At 72.9% G+C, this 13,905-nt stretch carries 14 protein-coding genes; 3 read left to right on the top strand and 11 right to left on the bottom strand.

Going from position 1 to position 13,905, the window contains the following annotated elements; translation table 11 throughout:
• The first annotated feature begins 73 nt into the window (after window positions 1-73).
• The gene (locus ACZ6WH_RS19555) at window positions 74-1,243 is read left to right on the top strand and encodes an SAM-dependent methyltransferase (protein ID WP_469729681.1); all 1,170 of its coding nucleotides are present in this window, start codon (window positions 74-76) and stop codon (window positions 1,241-1,243) included.
• Window positions 1,240-2,382 (top strand): NADH-quinone oxidoreductase subunit D, encoded by a 1,143-nt coding sequence (locus tag ACZ6WH_RS19560; RefSeq protein ID WP_399714975.1) that lies wholly within the window; start codon window positions 1,240-1,242, stop codon window positions 2,380-2,382. Before ACZ6WH_RS19555 ends, ACZ6WH_RS19560 begins: the two co-directional genes overlap by 4 nt.
• 300 nt (window positions 2,383-2,682) lie before the next feature.
• On the opposite strand, the gene ACZ6WH_RS19565 is transcribed toward ACZ6WH_RS19560, so the two are convergent.
• From ACZ6WH_RS19565 to ACZ6WH_RS19585, 5 genes are all read right to left on the bottom strand, one after another.
• Complete coding sequence (locus ACZ6WH_RS19565; RefSeq protein WP_469729682.1) at window positions 2,683-4,038, bottom strand: hypothetical protein; 1,356 nt, start codon at window positions 4,036-4,038, stop codon at window positions 2,683-2,685.
• A gap of 163 nt (window positions 4,039-4,201) precedes the next feature.
• The gene (locus tag ACZ6WH_RS19570) at window positions 4,202-5,164 is read right to left on the bottom strand and encodes an ABC transporter substrate-binding protein (protein WP_469729683.1); all 963 of its coding nucleotides are present in this window, start codon (window positions 5,162-5,164) and stop codon (window positions 4,202-4,204) included.
• Window positions 5,165-5,192: 28 nt separating this feature from the next.
• Window positions 5,193-5,351: a hypothetical protein gene (locus tag ACZ6WH_RS19575; RefSeq protein WP_469729684.1), complete on the bottom strand. Its 159-nt coding sequence runs from the start codon at window positions 5,349-5,351 to the stop codon at window positions 5,193-5,195.
• Between the two features lie 169 nt (window positions 5,352-5,520).
• The gene (locus ACZ6WH_RS19580; protein WP_432857498.1) at window positions 5,521-6,246 is read right to left on the bottom strand and encodes an ABC transporter permease; all 726 of its coding nucleotides are present in this window, start codon (window positions 6,244-6,246) and stop codon (window positions 5,521-5,523) included.
• 3 nt (window positions 6,247-6,249) lie between these two features.
• Window positions 6,250-7,044, bottom strand: a complete 795-nt coding sequence (locus ACZ6WH_RS19585; protein WP_469729685.1) for an ABC transporter permease — start codon at window positions 7,042-7,044, stop codon at window positions 6,250-6,252.
• Between the two features lie 183 nt (window positions 7,045-7,227).
• Here ACZ6WH_RS19585 and ACZ6WH_RS19590 point away from each other — a divergent pair, with 183 nt between their 5' ends.
• Entirely contained in the window at window positions 7,228-8,391 is a 1,164-nt protein-coding gene (locus ACZ6WH_RS19590) for a betaine/proline/choline family ABC transporter ATP-binding protein (protein WP_469729686.1), read from the top strand.
• A gap of 48 nt (window positions 8,392-8,439) precedes the next feature.
• Here ACZ6WH_RS19590 and ACZ6WH_RS19595 read toward each other — a convergent pair whose 3' ends face one another.
• The 6 genes from ACZ6WH_RS19595 to ACZ6WH_RS19620 form a co-directional block, all read right to left on the bottom strand.
• On the bottom strand, window positions 8,440-8,922 hold the full coding sequence (locus tag ACZ6WH_RS19595) for a DUF3180 domain-containing protein (RefSeq protein ID WP_432857492.1): 483 nt from the start codon (window positions 8,920-8,922) through the stop codon (window positions 8,440-8,442).
• A gap of 116 nt (window positions 8,923-9,038) precedes the next feature.
• Complete coding sequence (gene folK / locus ACZ6WH_RS19600) at window positions 9,039-9,632, bottom strand: 2-amino-4-hydroxy-6-hydroxymethyldihydropteridine diphosphokinase (protein WP_432857490.1); 594 nt, start codon at window positions 9,630-9,632, stop codon at window positions 9,039-9,041.
• Complete coding sequence (gene folB, locus ACZ6WH_RS19605; RefSeq protein ID WP_030260356.1) at window positions 9,629-9,988, bottom strand: dihydroneopterin aldolase; 360 nt, start codon at window positions 9,986-9,988, stop codon at window positions 9,629-9,631. The genes folK and folB overlap by 4 nt, the downstream gene beginning before the upstream one ends.
• A gap of 284 nt (window positions 9,989-10,272) precedes the next feature.
• Window positions 10,273-10,761 carry a nuclear transport factor 2 family protein gene (locus tag ACZ6WH_RS19610; RefSeq protein ID WP_030260354.1) on the bottom strand — a complete coding sequence of 163 codons (489 nt, stop codon included), beginning with the start codon at window positions 10,759-10,761 and terminating at the stop codon, window positions 10,273-10,275.
• A gap of 137 nt (window positions 10,762-10,898) precedes the next feature.
• The gene (gene folP / locus ACZ6WH_RS19615; RefSeq protein WP_469729687.1) at window positions 10,899-11,780 is read right to left on the bottom strand and encodes a dihydropteroate synthase; all 882 of its coding nucleotides are present in this window, start codon (window positions 11,778-11,780) and stop codon (window positions 10,899-10,901) included.
• Window positions 11,781-11,944: 164 nt separating this feature from the next.
• Entirely contained in the window at window positions 11,945-13,792 is a 1,848-nt protein-coding gene (locus ACZ6WH_RS19620; RefSeq protein ID WP_432857486.1) for a phosphatidylglycerol lysyltransferase domain-containing protein, read from the bottom strand.
• Between the last annotated feature and the right edge of the window lie 113 nt (window positions 13,793-13,905).

The raw sequence follows: 13,905 nt of genomic DNA on the forward strand, positions 1-13,905 counted from the left end.
GCGATCCTGTGCGCGCTCCGTACTCCCCAAGGTGGATGCCGGAGAGCGCCCGGGCCGCCCGTACCGTGAAGCCGTGACGAACGAGTGGTACGGCTGGCGGGACGCGACGGAACGGGCGCTGTACGGGCCCGGCGGCTTCTACACGCGCGCGGACGGCCCCGGGCCCGCCGGGCACTTCCGCACCTCGGTGCACGCCTCGCGGCTGTACGCGGGCGCCGTGGCGCGGCTGCTGGAGCGCGTGGACGAGGCGCTGGGGCGCCCGGAGCGGCTGGACGTCCTGGACATCGGCGCGGGCCGCGGCGAGCTGCTGAGCGGCGTGCTGACCGCCCTGGACGCGACACCCGGCGATCCGGCGGCCGGCGGCCTGCCCGCGCGGCTGCGCGCGCACGTCGTGGAGAAGGCGCCCCGCCCGGAAGGGCTGGACCCGCGGATCGCCTGGCGCGACGAGCTGCCCGCCCCCGGGACGCTCACCGGCCTGGTCTTCGCGAACGAGTGGCTGGACAACGTCCCGGTGGACGTCGCCGAGACGGACTCCGAGGGCGTACTCCGCCACGTGCTCGTCCGGCCCGCCGACGGCGCCGAGCGGCTCGGCCCTCCCGTGACGGGCGAGGACGCCGCCTGGCTGGCGGAGTGGTGGCCTTCGGGCGACACGGCGAACAGCGCTTCGGAGGCCGCGGACGCGGCGGGCAGCGCTTCGGAGGCCGGAGGCTCGGCGGGCACCGCTTCGGAGGCCGGGGACGCAGCGGGCACCGCTTCGGGGGCCGGGGACGCGGGCCCCGAGGGGCCGGGCGGGCGCGCCGAGATCGGACGGCCGCGGGACGCCGCCTGGGCGCGCGCGGTGGGGACGCTCCGCCGCGGGTTCGCCGTGACCGCGGACTACGCGCACGTACGGGACGCACGCCCGCCGTACGGCACGCTCACCGGCTTCCGTGACGGCCGCGAGGTGGCCGCCGTACCGGACGGCGGCTGCGACATCACCGCGCACGTCGCGCTGGACGCCTGCGCGGCGGCCGGCGGTACCGGGGCGCTGCTGCTCACCCAGCGGGCCGCGCTGCGCGCCCTCGGCGTCGACGGCGGGCGGCCGCCGCTGTCCCTCGCGTCCACCGACCCGGCCGCCTACCTGCGGGCACTCGGCGGGGCCGGCGAGGCCGCCGAGCTGACCGACCCGGGCGGCCTGGGGGCCTTCCAGTGGCTGGTCCAGCCGGTCGGGCTGCCTGCCGGAGCTGTCAGACTGTCCCCATGACGGAGACGATGGTCGGTATTGGCGGTGCGGCGGAGAGCACGGACATGGTGCTCAACATCGGGCCCCAGCACCCCTCCACGCACGGAGTGCTGCGGCTGCGCCTGGTACTGGACGGCGAGCGCATCAGTCACGCCGAACCGGTGATCGGTTACATGCACCGCGGCGCCGAGAAGCTCTTCGAGGCGCGCGACTACCGCCAGATCATCGTGCTCGCCAACCGCCACGACTGGCTGTCGGCGTTCTCCAACGAGCTCGGCGTCGTGATGGCCGTCGAACGGATGCTCGGCATGGAGGTCCCCGAGCGGGCCGTCTGGACCCGTACGCTGCTCGCCGAACTGAACCGCGTGCTCAACCACCTGATGTTCCTCGGCTCCTACCCGCTGGAGCTGGGCGGGATCACCCCGGTCTTCCACGCCTTCCGCGAGCGCGAAGAGCTGCAGAACGTCATGGAGGAGATCTCCGGCGGCCGGATGCACTACATGTTCAACCGCGTCGGCGGCCTCAAGGAGGACCTGCCGGCCGGCTGGCTCGGCCGCGCCCGCGACGCGGTGGCCGCGGTCCGCTCCCGCATGGACGTCTTCGACCGCCTCGTCCTGGGCAACGAGATCTTCCGCGGCCGGACCCGCGGCGTCGGCGTGCTGACCCCGGAGGCCGTGCACTCGTACGGCGTCTCCGGCCCGATCGGCCGCGCCTCGGGCGTCGACTTCGACCTGCGCCGCGACGAGCCGTACCTGGCCTACGGGGAGCTGCAGGACACCCTGAAGGTCGTCACCCGCTCCGAGGGCGACTGCCTGGCCCGCTTCGAGGTGCTGCTGGAGCAGACCCACAATGCGCTGGACCTGGCCGACGCCTGCCTGGAGCGGATTGCCGAGCTGCCCCCGGGGCCGATCAACCAGCGGCTCCCGAAGGTGCTCAAGGCCCCCGAGGGCGCGACGTACGCCTGGACGGAGAACCCGCTCGGCATCAACGGCTACTACCTCGTCTCCAAGGGCGAGAAGACGCCGTACCGCCTGAAGCTGCGCTCCGCCTCGTTCAACAACATCCAGGCGCTGACGGAGCTGCTGCCGGGCACCCTGGTCGCCGACATGGTCGCGATCCTGGGGTCGCTGTTCTTCGTGGTCGGCGACATCGACAAGTGAGGCGCGGGCCGCTGGTGACGGGCGGGGCGCGATCCGCTGTACGCGGAGTGTCGCCCGGGCCAACACCAACAGGGCAATCCACAGGCTGTGGATAACTTTTCGCCGTCAGGGCGGAAGCTTCCCCGCCAGGACGGACGACCGGCCGACTGGCTGGCTGACTGACTGACTGACTGACCGACTGGAGGACGACGACGGCCTCTCAGGACGACGGCCTCTCAGGGCGAATGACGATGCCCGCGCCGGTCGGTGACCGGCGCGGGCATCGTCATTCGCCCTGCCTGTTGCTGCTGCCGCCGCCGCTTACTGCGCGGCCGCGCTGCGCAGCTCCGCGACGTCGAACTGCTCCGTCTCGTCGTGCGCGGTCAGGTCGATGACCTCACCGGCAGCACGCTCGCCGGAAGCAGACTCGGCACCGGACTCGGCAACGGTGTCGGACTCGGCGGCGGTGTCGGACTCGGGCCCGGCGTCGGCGTCCGTGTCGGTACCGGCGTCGGCCGTGGGCTCGTCGGTCCCAGCCTCCGTCCCGGCCTCCGGCCCGTTCTCCGCCGCTGCGGGCTCCGGCCGGGCCTCCGCCTCGCGGGAGGCCTCCGCCTCGCGGGAGGTCTCAGCGGCCTCCTGAGCGGTCGGCGCGGGCCCTTCGAGCGGCTGAGCGGAGCGCGGGGCCGCCGTGGCGCGGGCCGACTGCTCGGCCACCGCCTCGTCGCCCACCACGTCCGCCAGATCCTCCTCCAGCGGCGCCGTGGGGGCCTCCTTCGGCACGGCGACCGTGCCCGAAGCGGAGACCGTGTCCGTACCGGCGGTGTCCGGGGCGGCCGTGCCCGTGCCGAAGAAGTCGAAGCCGCCGGTCGCCCGCGAAGCGGGCCGCTGCTGCGGGGCGAGCGGCGCGACCGCCGCGGCCGGCACCGGACGCAGCGCGGGAACGCCCGCGGAGGCCCCGCGTACCTGCGCGGCGGCCCTGGCCTGCTCGGCGGCGCGCTGCCGCTCGGCACGCTCCCGCTCCGCGCGGCGGGCGGCCTCCTGACGGGCGGCCTCCTGTCGTACCGCGCTGTCGTTCAGCCGCAGCAGCGCCTCGTCCGCCTTGCGGAAGTCGGCGGCGGTGGGAGCCGGGGCGGGGGCCGCGTGCGCGGGGCCACGGCCCGCCGGGGCCGTGGGGGCGGTGCGGGCCGCGGAACCCGGGGCACCGGGGATGATGTCGGCCGCGGCCGTGCCGTCGGCGACGGGGGCAACCGCCGCGGGAGCGACAGCCGTCAGGCCCGGCACCGGCACCGCGCCGCCCGCGGTCAGCTCGCGGGCCGGGACGGCGGCATCGATCGCGAGCCGGCGACGGCCCTCCAGGGCAGTGGCCCGCTCGGTCTCCGCCGTGGCGTACCGGCGCAGCAGCGCGGCGTGCTCGTTGCGCAGCCGGGCCAGCTCCGCGCGCTTGGCGCGCAGCTTCGTCTCCAGAGCGGTCCGGATCTCCCGGCCCTCCTCGACGTCCGTCTCCAGCTCGGCTATGCGCTCCTCGGTCCTCCACTCGTCGCGGACCCGGGCGCGGGTGAGGTCGGCGACCCGCTTGCCGGCCGTACGGTCCCAACGGCGGGCCAGCACGGCGCCGCCGACCGCGGCCACTGCCGCGGCGGCGACCAGGACTCTGAGCACGAGCGCGTCGCCGACCAACCAGGCACCGGCGGCGCAGGCAATTGACGCACCGGCGACCGTCGCAGGGGGAAGAAGCCTGTGCAGGGGTGGGGAATGGCGGTGGCGTCCTCGTGGCATGGCCTGAAATTTACCGTGCGTACGAGGCCGGTGGGGCCCCGCCCGCCAATCCGTTTCCCGCTGGTTACTTCTTGAGCAGGTCCTTCTCCTTCAGATAGGCCTCCGCGACATCCGCCGGCTTGCGCCGGTCGGCATCGACCTGACGGTTCAGCTCGATCAAGTCCTTGGTGGTGAGCACCTTCGTGAGCTTGCCGAGCGCACTCGCCAGCGCGCTGTCCCCGGCGCTCTTGGCATTCACCACCGGCAGCACATTTTCGGCGTTCTGCAGGTGCTTGTCGTCCTTGAGCAGCACCAGCCCGAAGTCGCCGAGCGTGGCGTCCGTTGTGGTCGTCAGCACGAGCTGGTCCGTGCCGTCCTTGACGGCCTGCTTGGCCTGCACCGTGCCCACGCCCTTGGGGTCGATGCCCGTGACGTCTATGCCGTACGTCTTCTTCAGGCCCGGCAGGCAGTACGGCCGCGTCTCGCACTCCTCGCCCGCCGCGAGCTTCACCTTCTCCCCGGACCTGCCGAGGTCGGAGAGGGTCTTCAACTTGTGCTTCGCGGCGAATTCCTTGGTGACCGCGAAGGCGTTCTGGTCCGTCGCGGAGCCGTGCGGGAGAACCTTCAGTCCGCGCGGCGTGGCGAGCTTCTTCAGTGCCGCGACGGTCTCGTCCGGGTCGTTGGACGCGACCGACTCCGGCTTGGCGCCGTTCTTCTTGGCGTTGAGAAAATCGGCGAGCGTGGAGGCGTATTCCGGAACGACGTCGATCTCACCCTTCTCCAGGGCGGGTTCGTAGAGCTCGCGATTCTTCAGCGTCTGTACGGACGCCTTGTACCCGGCATTGGAAATGATCTTGGAATAGAGCTCGGCGAGCACCTGCGACTCGGTGAATCCGGCGGAACCGACGACGATCGCGCCCTTCCCGCCCTCGCTCTTGCCGCCCTTTTCCTCCAGGCTCTGGCCGCCGCACGCGGAGAGCCCCGCGGCCAGCGCCAGCACCGTCCCCGCGACGAGGGCCGTCCGCGCGGTACGCGACGTGCTGTTCATCGGTTTCACCATCCAGTCGTCCATGCGGTCACCGGTCGGACACCGGCAGGTCGTTGAAGTCGAGCGGGCTGATCGAGTTGAGCGGGTCGAGCAGGTTGATCGGGCAGGTCGAGAACGTCGAGAAGGCCGAGCGGGCTGCGGCGGTCGAGCAGGGAGTACAGCAGAGGGAGCGGACGGATGTTCGCACGTGGGGCGGGAGACGTCACCACACCCGGCACCGGAGCACTTCTGATACCGGGTCATGCCCACCGCCGGCCCGGGCCCGGCGGCCACCCGTACGAGGCACCCGCTCGTACCCGGCATCCGCACTCACCCGGCCGGAGCCGCTCCTGCCGGAGACCGCATCCGATGCCGGCTCAGGCGGCCGCCGTTTCCTTGCGGGACGCCCGTATGCCGCGGCGGCCCGTACGCGCCGGCCGCTTGCCGCGCATCGGGTCGCACAGCCGCTCCACCGCCACCAGCACCGCCTCGACGAGCAGCGCCAGCCCGGCGACCAGCACCGCGCCGGCCACCACCTGCGGGGTGTCGTAGTTGCCGAAGCCCGCCGTGATGATCCGGCCCAGGCCGCCACCGCCGGCCAGCGCGGCCAGCGTGACCGTCGCCACCACCTGCACCGAGGCCGACCGCAGCCCCGTCATGATCAACGGGTACGCGAGCGGCAGCTCCACGCGGAGCAGCAGCTGCCGGCCGGACATGCCCATCCCCCGGGCCGCCTCCACCACATCGCGGTCCGCCTCGCGCATGCCGACGTACGCATTGGTCAGCAGCGGGGGCACCGCGAAGAGCACCAGCGCCACGATCGTCGGCCAGTCCCCCGCCTTGCCCAGCGGGCTGAGCGTCAGCAGCACCAGCACGGCGAACGTCGGCACCGCGCGGCCGACGTTGGCGAGGTTCACGGCCAGCGCCCCGCCCTTGCCGATGTGGCCCAGGTACAGCGCCACCGGCAGCGCCAGCAGACAGGAGATGGCCAGGCACACCACGCTCAGCTGCACGTGCTGCCCGAGGCGGTGCCAGACGCCGTTCTCACCGGCCCAGTTGGCCGCGGAGCCCAGCCAGCCCCACGCGCCCGTGATCGCGTCCACCGCTCAGGCCACCGCCTTCCGCTCGCGCCCGAACCCCCGCGTCCGGCCGGCCCCCGGGCGTCCGCCGCCCTCGCCGTCCGTGTCCCTGCCCCCGGCCCCCGCGCCGCCGGACCCCGCCCGGCCGGCCCGGGTCCAGGGCGTCAGCGCCCGCTGGAGCCCCACCAGCAGCAGGTCGGCGACCAGCGCGAGCAGCACGCACAGCACCGAGGCGGTCAGCACCTCCGCCTTGAAGAAGCCCTGCATCCCGCTGTCGATGAGATTGCCCAGGCCGCCGAAGCCGACCACCGCGCCGATCGTCGTCATCGCCACCGTCGAGACCGTGGCGATCCGCAGCCCGGCCATCATGGCGGGCAGCGCCAGCGGCAGTTCGACCTGGAAGAGCAGCCGCAGCGGGCCGTACCCCATCCCGCGGGCCGCCTCGCGCACCTCCTCGGGGACCGCCTGGAGCCCCGCGAGTATGTTGCGCACCAGGATCGTCAGTGAATAGAGCACCAGGCCCGTCACGACCACCGCGGCCGAGACCCCGAACACCGGGGTCAGCAGCGCGAACATGGCCAGCGACGGGACCGTGTACAGAATCGTCGTCAGGCCGAGCACCGGGCCCGCCGCGCCGCGCCGCTGCCGGGCGAGCAGCGCCAGCGGAAAGGCGATCAGCAGTCCGATGACCACCGAGGCGACCGTGATCCAGATGTGCTGGACGGTGGCGTCCACCAGCTCCTGGCCACGACTGTGGAGATACTCGCCGCAGATCCAGTCATTGGCCTGCAGACAGTTCCGCGGGCCCGCTGCTCGGCTCATGGCCGTACTCGGGTACGTACTCAAGGGCGTGCTCACGCCACGTCACCTCCCCCGTCCGCTCGCTCACAAATCCGGTGACTGTCTGCGACCCTATCCCCCGCCACTGACAATCGGCCCGGACCGCCATCGACTCGCAACATCCCGTTCATCCCGCCCCGGGCGGACCGACGACAATGGGGAAGCATGATCCGTTTCGAGCACGTCACCAAGCGTTACGCGGACGGCACCACCGCCGTCGACGACCTCTCCTTCGAGGTCGCGGAGGGCGAGCTCGTCACGCTCGTCGGCCCGTCCGGCTGCGGCAAGACCACGACCATGAAGATGGTCAACCGGCTCATCGAGCCCACGGAAGGCCGCATCTTCCTGGACAGCGACGACATCGCCACGGTCGACCCGGTCGAGCTGCGCCGCCGCATCGGTTACGTGATCCAGCAGATCGGTCTGTTCCCGCACAAGACCGTGCTCGACAACACCGCCACGGTCCCGCACCTGCTCGGCCGGCCGCGCAAGCAGGCCCGCGCCCGGGCCGCCGAACTGCTCGACCTGGTCGGCCTGGACCCGTCGGTGTACGGCTCGCGGTACCCGGAACAGCTCTCCGGCGGCCAGCGCCAGCGCGTCGGCGTGGCCCGCGCGCTCGCCGCCGATCCGCCCGTCCTGCTGATGGACGAGCCGTTCGGCGCGGTGGACCCGGTCGTCCGCGAGCACCTGCAGACGGAGTTCCTGCGCCTGCAGTCCTCGCTCCACAAGACGGTCCTCTTCGTGACGCACGACATCGAGGAGGCGGTACGGCTCGGGGACCGCATCGCCGTCTACGGATCCGGACGCATCGAACAGTTCGACACTCCGGCGACGGTGCTGGGTGCGCCGGCGACGCCGTACGTAGCGGAGTTCGTGGGCGCCGACCGAGGGCTGAAGCGGCTGTCCGTCACGCCGATCGAGACCGGGGACCTGGAGCAGCCCCCGGTGATCCACCTGGACGACCCGGTGGGCCGGGCGCTGGCCGGGATGGCGGCGGACGGCGCGCGCTGGGCGGTCGTCCTGGACAGCGAGGACCGGCTGCACGGCTGGGTCGCCGCCGATGTCCTCGGGCAGTCGGCGGAGGACGGGACGGTCCGCGAGCACGCCCGGCGCATGGAGGCCTGGCTGCCGGTCGGCGCGCCCCTGAAGCAGGCGTTCAGCACGATGCTGCAGCACGACGCGGGCTGGATCGCGGTCCTGGACGGCGACCGCTTCCTCGGCGTCCTCACCCCGGGCCGCCTCCACGAAGCGCTGCGCCGCTCGACGACGGCGGACGCGGCGAACATCTCCCGCGCCGACGTGGAACTCCAGACGGTGCTGGACGCGTGAGGGGAACGGGGCCGGGCGGCGTCGCACCGGCCCCGTACCGCCGCGGCGTCACGCCGCCGCGGCCCCCGCCTCGTCGTCATCGTCCGGGAGCTTGCAGACGCGCTCCAGGAAGACCGCGGCCGCGACCACCGCGATGCCCGCGAGCACCGACAGGCCGGCGTACACCGTCTGGTCCGTACGTCCCGGGCCCGCCGAGCCCGAGGTCAGCAGGAAGACCGCGACGCCGCCGTACAGCCCGCTCACCAGCGAGGCGACCAGCGCGCTCGCCTGGCCGAACAGCACGGCCCTGGCCGCCATCATCGGCTCGACGCCCTTGGCGCCCTGCACCCGCTCGCGCTGGGCCTTCAGGCGGCTGCGCAGCGACAGGGCCGTCGCGGCCAGCACCGCGGCGATCAGCGCCAGCACGATCGGAGCCGCCAGCGGCACGCTGGGCAGGCTGCCGAGCGCGTCCCACAGGCGGGCGCCGGCCCACGCCAGCACGCCCGCCACCACGAACAGCCCGACCAGCACCTTGATCTTTAGCTGCTTCACCGAGCTCTTCGCCCCTCACACCGTCCTGGCCGCCCGCGCCGCGCCGGGCGCGGCGGCCATCATGTCCACCGGACCATCATCCCGCTACGAGCCCTCGCGGGCCGTACGGACAACGATCACTCGGGCAGCCGCAGTTCCAGGTCGGCGCGGGCCGCGACGCCGTCCCGGCCCAGCTCGTCCAGGAGCTCGGCCACCGCGCCGTGCCCGGGCACCTTGGCCTCGGGGTCGATGTCGTGCCACGGCACGAGGACGAAGGCGCGCTCATGGGCCCGCGGGTGCGGCAGCGTGAGCACCGGGTCCTGGGAGACGACGTCCTGGTACGCGACGATGTCCACGTCGATCGTGCGCGGACCCCAGCGCTCGTCCCGCACCCGCTCGAAGGCCTCCTCGATCGCGTGCCCGCGCTCCAGGAGCGAGTCCGGGGGCAGCGTCGTCTTCACGATCACCACGGCGTTGAAATACGACGGCTGGGTGCCCGGCTCGACGCCCCACGGCTCGGTCTCGTACACCGGCGAGACGGCTTTCACCCGCACCCCGGGAGTGTCCTCCAGGGCGTCGACGGCGCCCTGGAGCGTCTCCAGACGGTTGCCGAGGTTGCTCCCGAGGGAGATCACGGCGCGCTTCGGGTTGGTGAGCGTCACATCCGCCGCGTCGACCTGCTCCACCACGGAAGCGGGCACCGGCTGTACGGTCGGGTCACTGCTGGTCATACTCGGCTCCGGGTGATGGTGATGGTCACGTCGTCAAAGGGGACCGTGATCGGGGCGTCGGGCTTGTGGACGACGACCTCGACCTCCTCCACCCCCTGGTGCTTCAGACACTGGGCGGCGATCCGCTCGGCGAGCGTCTCGATGAGGTCGACGGGCTCGCCCTCGACGATCGCCACGACCTCCTCCGCCACGATTCCGTAGTGCACGGTCTTCGCGAGGTCGTCGGTCGCCGCCGCGGGACGGGTGTCCAGACCGAGCACCAGGTCCACGACGAACGCCTGGCCCGCCTCGCGTTCCTGGGCGAACACACCGTGGTGTCCCCGGGCCTTCAGCCCGCGCAGCGCGACACGGTCCACGCGAATCACTCCCACTGGTACCACTGATCGTTGGATGAACGGGCACGTGCCGGACATCGTCCGGAACTCCGCCCAGTCATCGAATTTACCTGCGAGCACTGACAGCACTCGCTCACGGGGGCCCTGGACAGGCACCCCGCACAGCTGCCGCACAGCCGGGTCCCGCCCGCGCGGCCACTTACCCCGCCGCCCCGCGCCCCACCCCTACCCGGGTACGACTTGGCTCGAACGAGTGCGCCACCGGTCACCCCGCTGACCCCGGCCGCTGACTCCCGGTACCGGCCTCACAGCCCGCCCGGCAGCCCGCCGACGCCGTCGTCCTCGTCCTCGGGGCCGTCCTCGTCGTCCTCGTCGTCGCGGTCGGCGAGCACCGGCGACCCGTGGTGCGACCACACCCGCCAGCCGTCCTCCGTGCGCCGGAAGACGTTGGTGGCCACGACCAGCTGGCCGATCAGCGGCCCGACCGAGCCGTCCTCCTCGGCGGGGCCGCCGCTGAGGATGTTCTCCGTGCAGGTCACCAGCGCGGTGTCGGCCACCACGTCGATCTCCACATCGGTGAGGAAGAACTGGATGTACTCGGTGTTCGCCATGATCAGTGCATAGGAGCGCAGCACTTCGCTGCGGCCGCGCAGCACCGGCCAGCCAGGATGCACGACACTCACCTGGCCGTCCAGCCACAGCTCGGACATCGCCTCATGATCACCGCGCTCGATGGCCTCGTAGAACGCGGTGTTCGCCTGCTCCACCAGCTCGATGTCCGTACGTGGGCTCAATCCGCTCACACCGCTCCCGTCGTGGTCCTCGTGCGTCTTTCCGGACGTGCGCAGGCACGCGCACGGATACGTGCCTGCGGCGGGCACCGGGCGCCCCGTACGCCGCCTGGCTGCCCTGTGCCCTGCCCGGCCCCGTTCTACGCCGCGCCGGGGGCCGCGGAACGCGCGGCCTCCACGGCGCGGGCCACCCGTACCGCGTCGGCGCTCGCCCGCACTTCGTGCACGCGGACCGCCCAGGCGCCCTCGCGCGCCGACAGCGCGGTGACCGCCGCCGTCGCCGCGTCCCGCTCCCGGGCCGGCGGCACCGAGGCCGAGGCACCGGCGCCGGCCAGTACGCGCCCCAGGAACCGCTTGCGCGACGCGGCCACCAGCAGCGGCCGGCCCAGATCGCGCAGCCGGTCCAGGCCCGCGACCAGCGCGAGATCGTGTTCGGCGGCCTTGGCGAAGCCCAGCCCCGGGTCGATCACGATGCGCTCCGGGTCGATCCCCCCGGACACCGCCCGGTCCATGGCGACCCGCAGCTCGGCCACGACCTCGCCGACGACGTCTCCGTAGACCGCCCGGTCGTTCATGTCGACGGACTGGCCGCGCCAGTGCATCACCACGAACGGCGCGTGCGCGGCCGCCACCACCGGGATCATCGCCGGGTCGGCGGCGCCCGCGCTGACGTCGTTGACCAGCTGCGCGCCGGCCTCCAGGGACCGCTCGGCGACGGAGGCCCGCATGGTGTCCACGGAGACGACCACGCCGGCCGCCGACAGCTCGCGCACGACCGGGATCACCCGGCGCAGCTCCTCCGCCTCGTCCACCCGCGCGGCACCGGGCCGGGTCGACTCGCCGCCCACGTCCACCAGGTCGGCCCCCTGGGCCACCAGGTCCAGGCCGTGCTTGACCGCGAGCTCGGTGTCGAACCAGTCGCCGCCGTCGGAGAACGAGTCGGGGGTCACATTGACCACGCCCATGACCGCGCACCGGTCCCACTCGGGAAGACCGGCCACCCGGCCACGCAAGGTACTCATACTTCCAGCCTAGGCGGTGTGGCCGGTCCGCTCGCCCCGCGCACCCCGCGTACCTGGGCGAACGCGGACGTATGGGCACACCTGTACGCCTGTCTGCCCACGAGTACGCAGCGCGGCCCGCCCCCGTAAAGGCAGTTTCCGGACGTCACGATGGCCCCGCCCGCTCAGGCGGCCCGCTCGACCGACGTGCCACGGAGGGCCGTGTGCTCGTGCGCACACGGGCGGGCCGCGGGCTCCGCACTCCGCCGGCGCAGCAGCCGGGGCAGCCCCAGCTGCACGAACCCCTCCGCCTGCATCGCCGCGAAGCCGATCCGCGGCAGGTCACGGGTGTGCCGGAAGACCACGAAGCGCGGCTCCCAGCGGGGCTGGAACTTGGCATTGAACTTGTACAGCGACTCGATCTGGAACCAGCGCGAGAGGAACACCAGCAGCCCCCGCCAGGTCCGCAGCACCGGCCCCGCGCCCAGCTTCTCGCCCCGCGCCAGCGCCGACCGGAACATCGCGAAGTTCAGCGAGACCCGCTCCACGTCCAGCTTCGGCGCCGCCTCCAGGGCCGCGACGATCAGCAGCTCGTTCATGCCGGGGTCGGCGCTCCGGTCGCGGCGCATCAGGTCCAGCGACATGCCGTCCGTGCCCCACGGCACGAAGTGCAGCACGGCCTTCAGGTCCCCGTACGGGCCCGGCGCCTCGCCCTCCTCGGGTGCGCGGTGCGCGGTGGCGATCACCGCGTCGCCGTCCCGCTCGTCGCCGATCCGCCCCAGCGCCATGGAGAAGCCGCGCTCGGTGTCGGTGCCCCGCCAGCCGTCGGCGGCCCGCTGGACCGCCTCGACCTCCTCGGGGGACAGCTCCGACACCCGGCGGACCTTGGTCTCGTAGCCGTTGCGCTCGATGCGCTTGACCATCTGCCGTACGTTGCGCATCGCGCGTCCGGAGAGCGTGAAGTCCGCCACGTCCACGATGGCCTCGTCGCCCAGCTCCAGCGCGTCCAGGCCGGTCTCCCGGGTCCAGACCTCGCCGCCGGTCTCGGAGCAGCCCATCACCGCGGGCGTCCAGGAGTGCGCCCTGGCCTCCTCCATGAAGCGCTCGATCGCGCCGGGCCACGCCTCGACGTCACCGATCGGGTCGCCGCTGGCCAGCATCACGCCGGAGACGACGCGATAGCAGACGGCCGCCTTGCCGCTCGGCGAGAAGACCGCGCCCTTGTCGCGGCGGAGCGCGAAGTGGCCGAGGGAGTCCCGGCGGCCGTGCTTGTCCAGCAGCGCACGCAGCCGGTCCTCGTCCTCCTCGGTGAGCCGCGCGACGGGCCGCTCGGGCCGGAACGCCAGGTACGCGGTGGTGCCCAGCGTCAGCAGGCCGAGCGCGCCCAGGGAGTAGCCGACGGTGTAGTCGACGTGGTGGGTGAAGGCCACCGGGCCCTCGAAGCCGAACAGGCCGACCACGACGTGCTGCAGCTCCGCCCAGACCGACGGGTCACCGACGGTGCGGTGCGGGTGGGAGTTGACGATCACCATGCCGAGAGCGATGCTCACGCCGCCCAGCACGACGAAGTTCAGCAGCGCCTTCCAGCGGCTGCGCGGATCCGGCAGCGCGGCGAACTCGCGCCGGTGCCGGACGAGGTAGGCCAGCAGCGCCAGCGAGAGCACCGCTCCGAAAACGGAGTGGCGGTACGCGAACTGCGCCACGGCCCCCACGGGCAGCAGCGCGACGGCCGCGACCCACACCCGCCGCTTGCGCCGCTTCAGCCCGTGCGCCAGCAGCAGGAGCAGCAGGCCCACCACGATCGAGGCGGCCGCGGCCAGCGGGCTCACCGCCCCCGGCAGCACCTCCGCCAGTGCGTGCATACGGCTGTGCCGGAAGCGCGGAAAGACGCCGGCCGCCACGTTCAGCAGACCGATCAGCGTGCAGGCCGTACCGACGGCCGTGGGCACCGACTCCGGGCGCGGACCCCGCACCCAGCGTGTGCGACGCCACGCAACCACTCCGGATTTTTCCCCATCTAGCCTGTCAGACATCACTTTCCCGTCGCCCGCTCCTCAGGTCCCCTGATCTCCGGATTGCGGAGCAGTTACCTGGACAATTCGCGCCCTGTAGGACGGCGCTTCAGGGCCCCGGGTTCCATCAGCCG

Source organism: Streptomyces sp. NPDC050806, from assembly GCF_055586425.1.

Excerpts from the sequence above, each read along its gene's own strand:
- ACZ6WH_RS19560 (WP_399714975.1), top strand. The coding sequence starts at position 1,240 with ATGACGGAGACGATGGTCGGTATTGGCGGTGCGGCGGAGAGCACGGAC.
- ACZ6WH_RS19570 (WP_469729683.1), bottom strand. The coding sequence starts at position 5,164 with ATGAACAGCACGTCGCGTACCGCGCGGACGGCCCTCGTCGCGGGGACG.
- ACZ6WH_RS19585 (WP_469729685.1), bottom strand. The coding sequence starts at position 7,044 with ATGAGCCGAGCAGCGGGCCCGCGGAACTGTCTGCAGGCCAATGACTGG.
- ACZ6WH_RS19590 (WP_469729686.1), top strand. The coding sequence starts at position 7,228 with ATGATCCGTTTCGAGCACGTCACCAAGCGTTACGCGGACGGCACCACC.
- folK (WP_432857490.1), bottom strand. The coding sequence starts at position 9,632 with ATGACCAGCAGTGACCCGACCGTACAGCCGGTGCCCGCTTCCGTGGTG.
- folP (WP_469729687.1), bottom strand. The coding sequence starts at position 11,780 with ATGAGTACCTTGCGTGGCCGGGTGGCCGGTCTTCCCGAGTGGGACCGG.
- ACZ6WH_RS19620 (WP_432857486.1), bottom strand. The coding sequence starts at position 13,792 with ATGTCTGACAGGCTAGATGGGGAAAAATCCGGAGTGGTTGCGTGGCGT.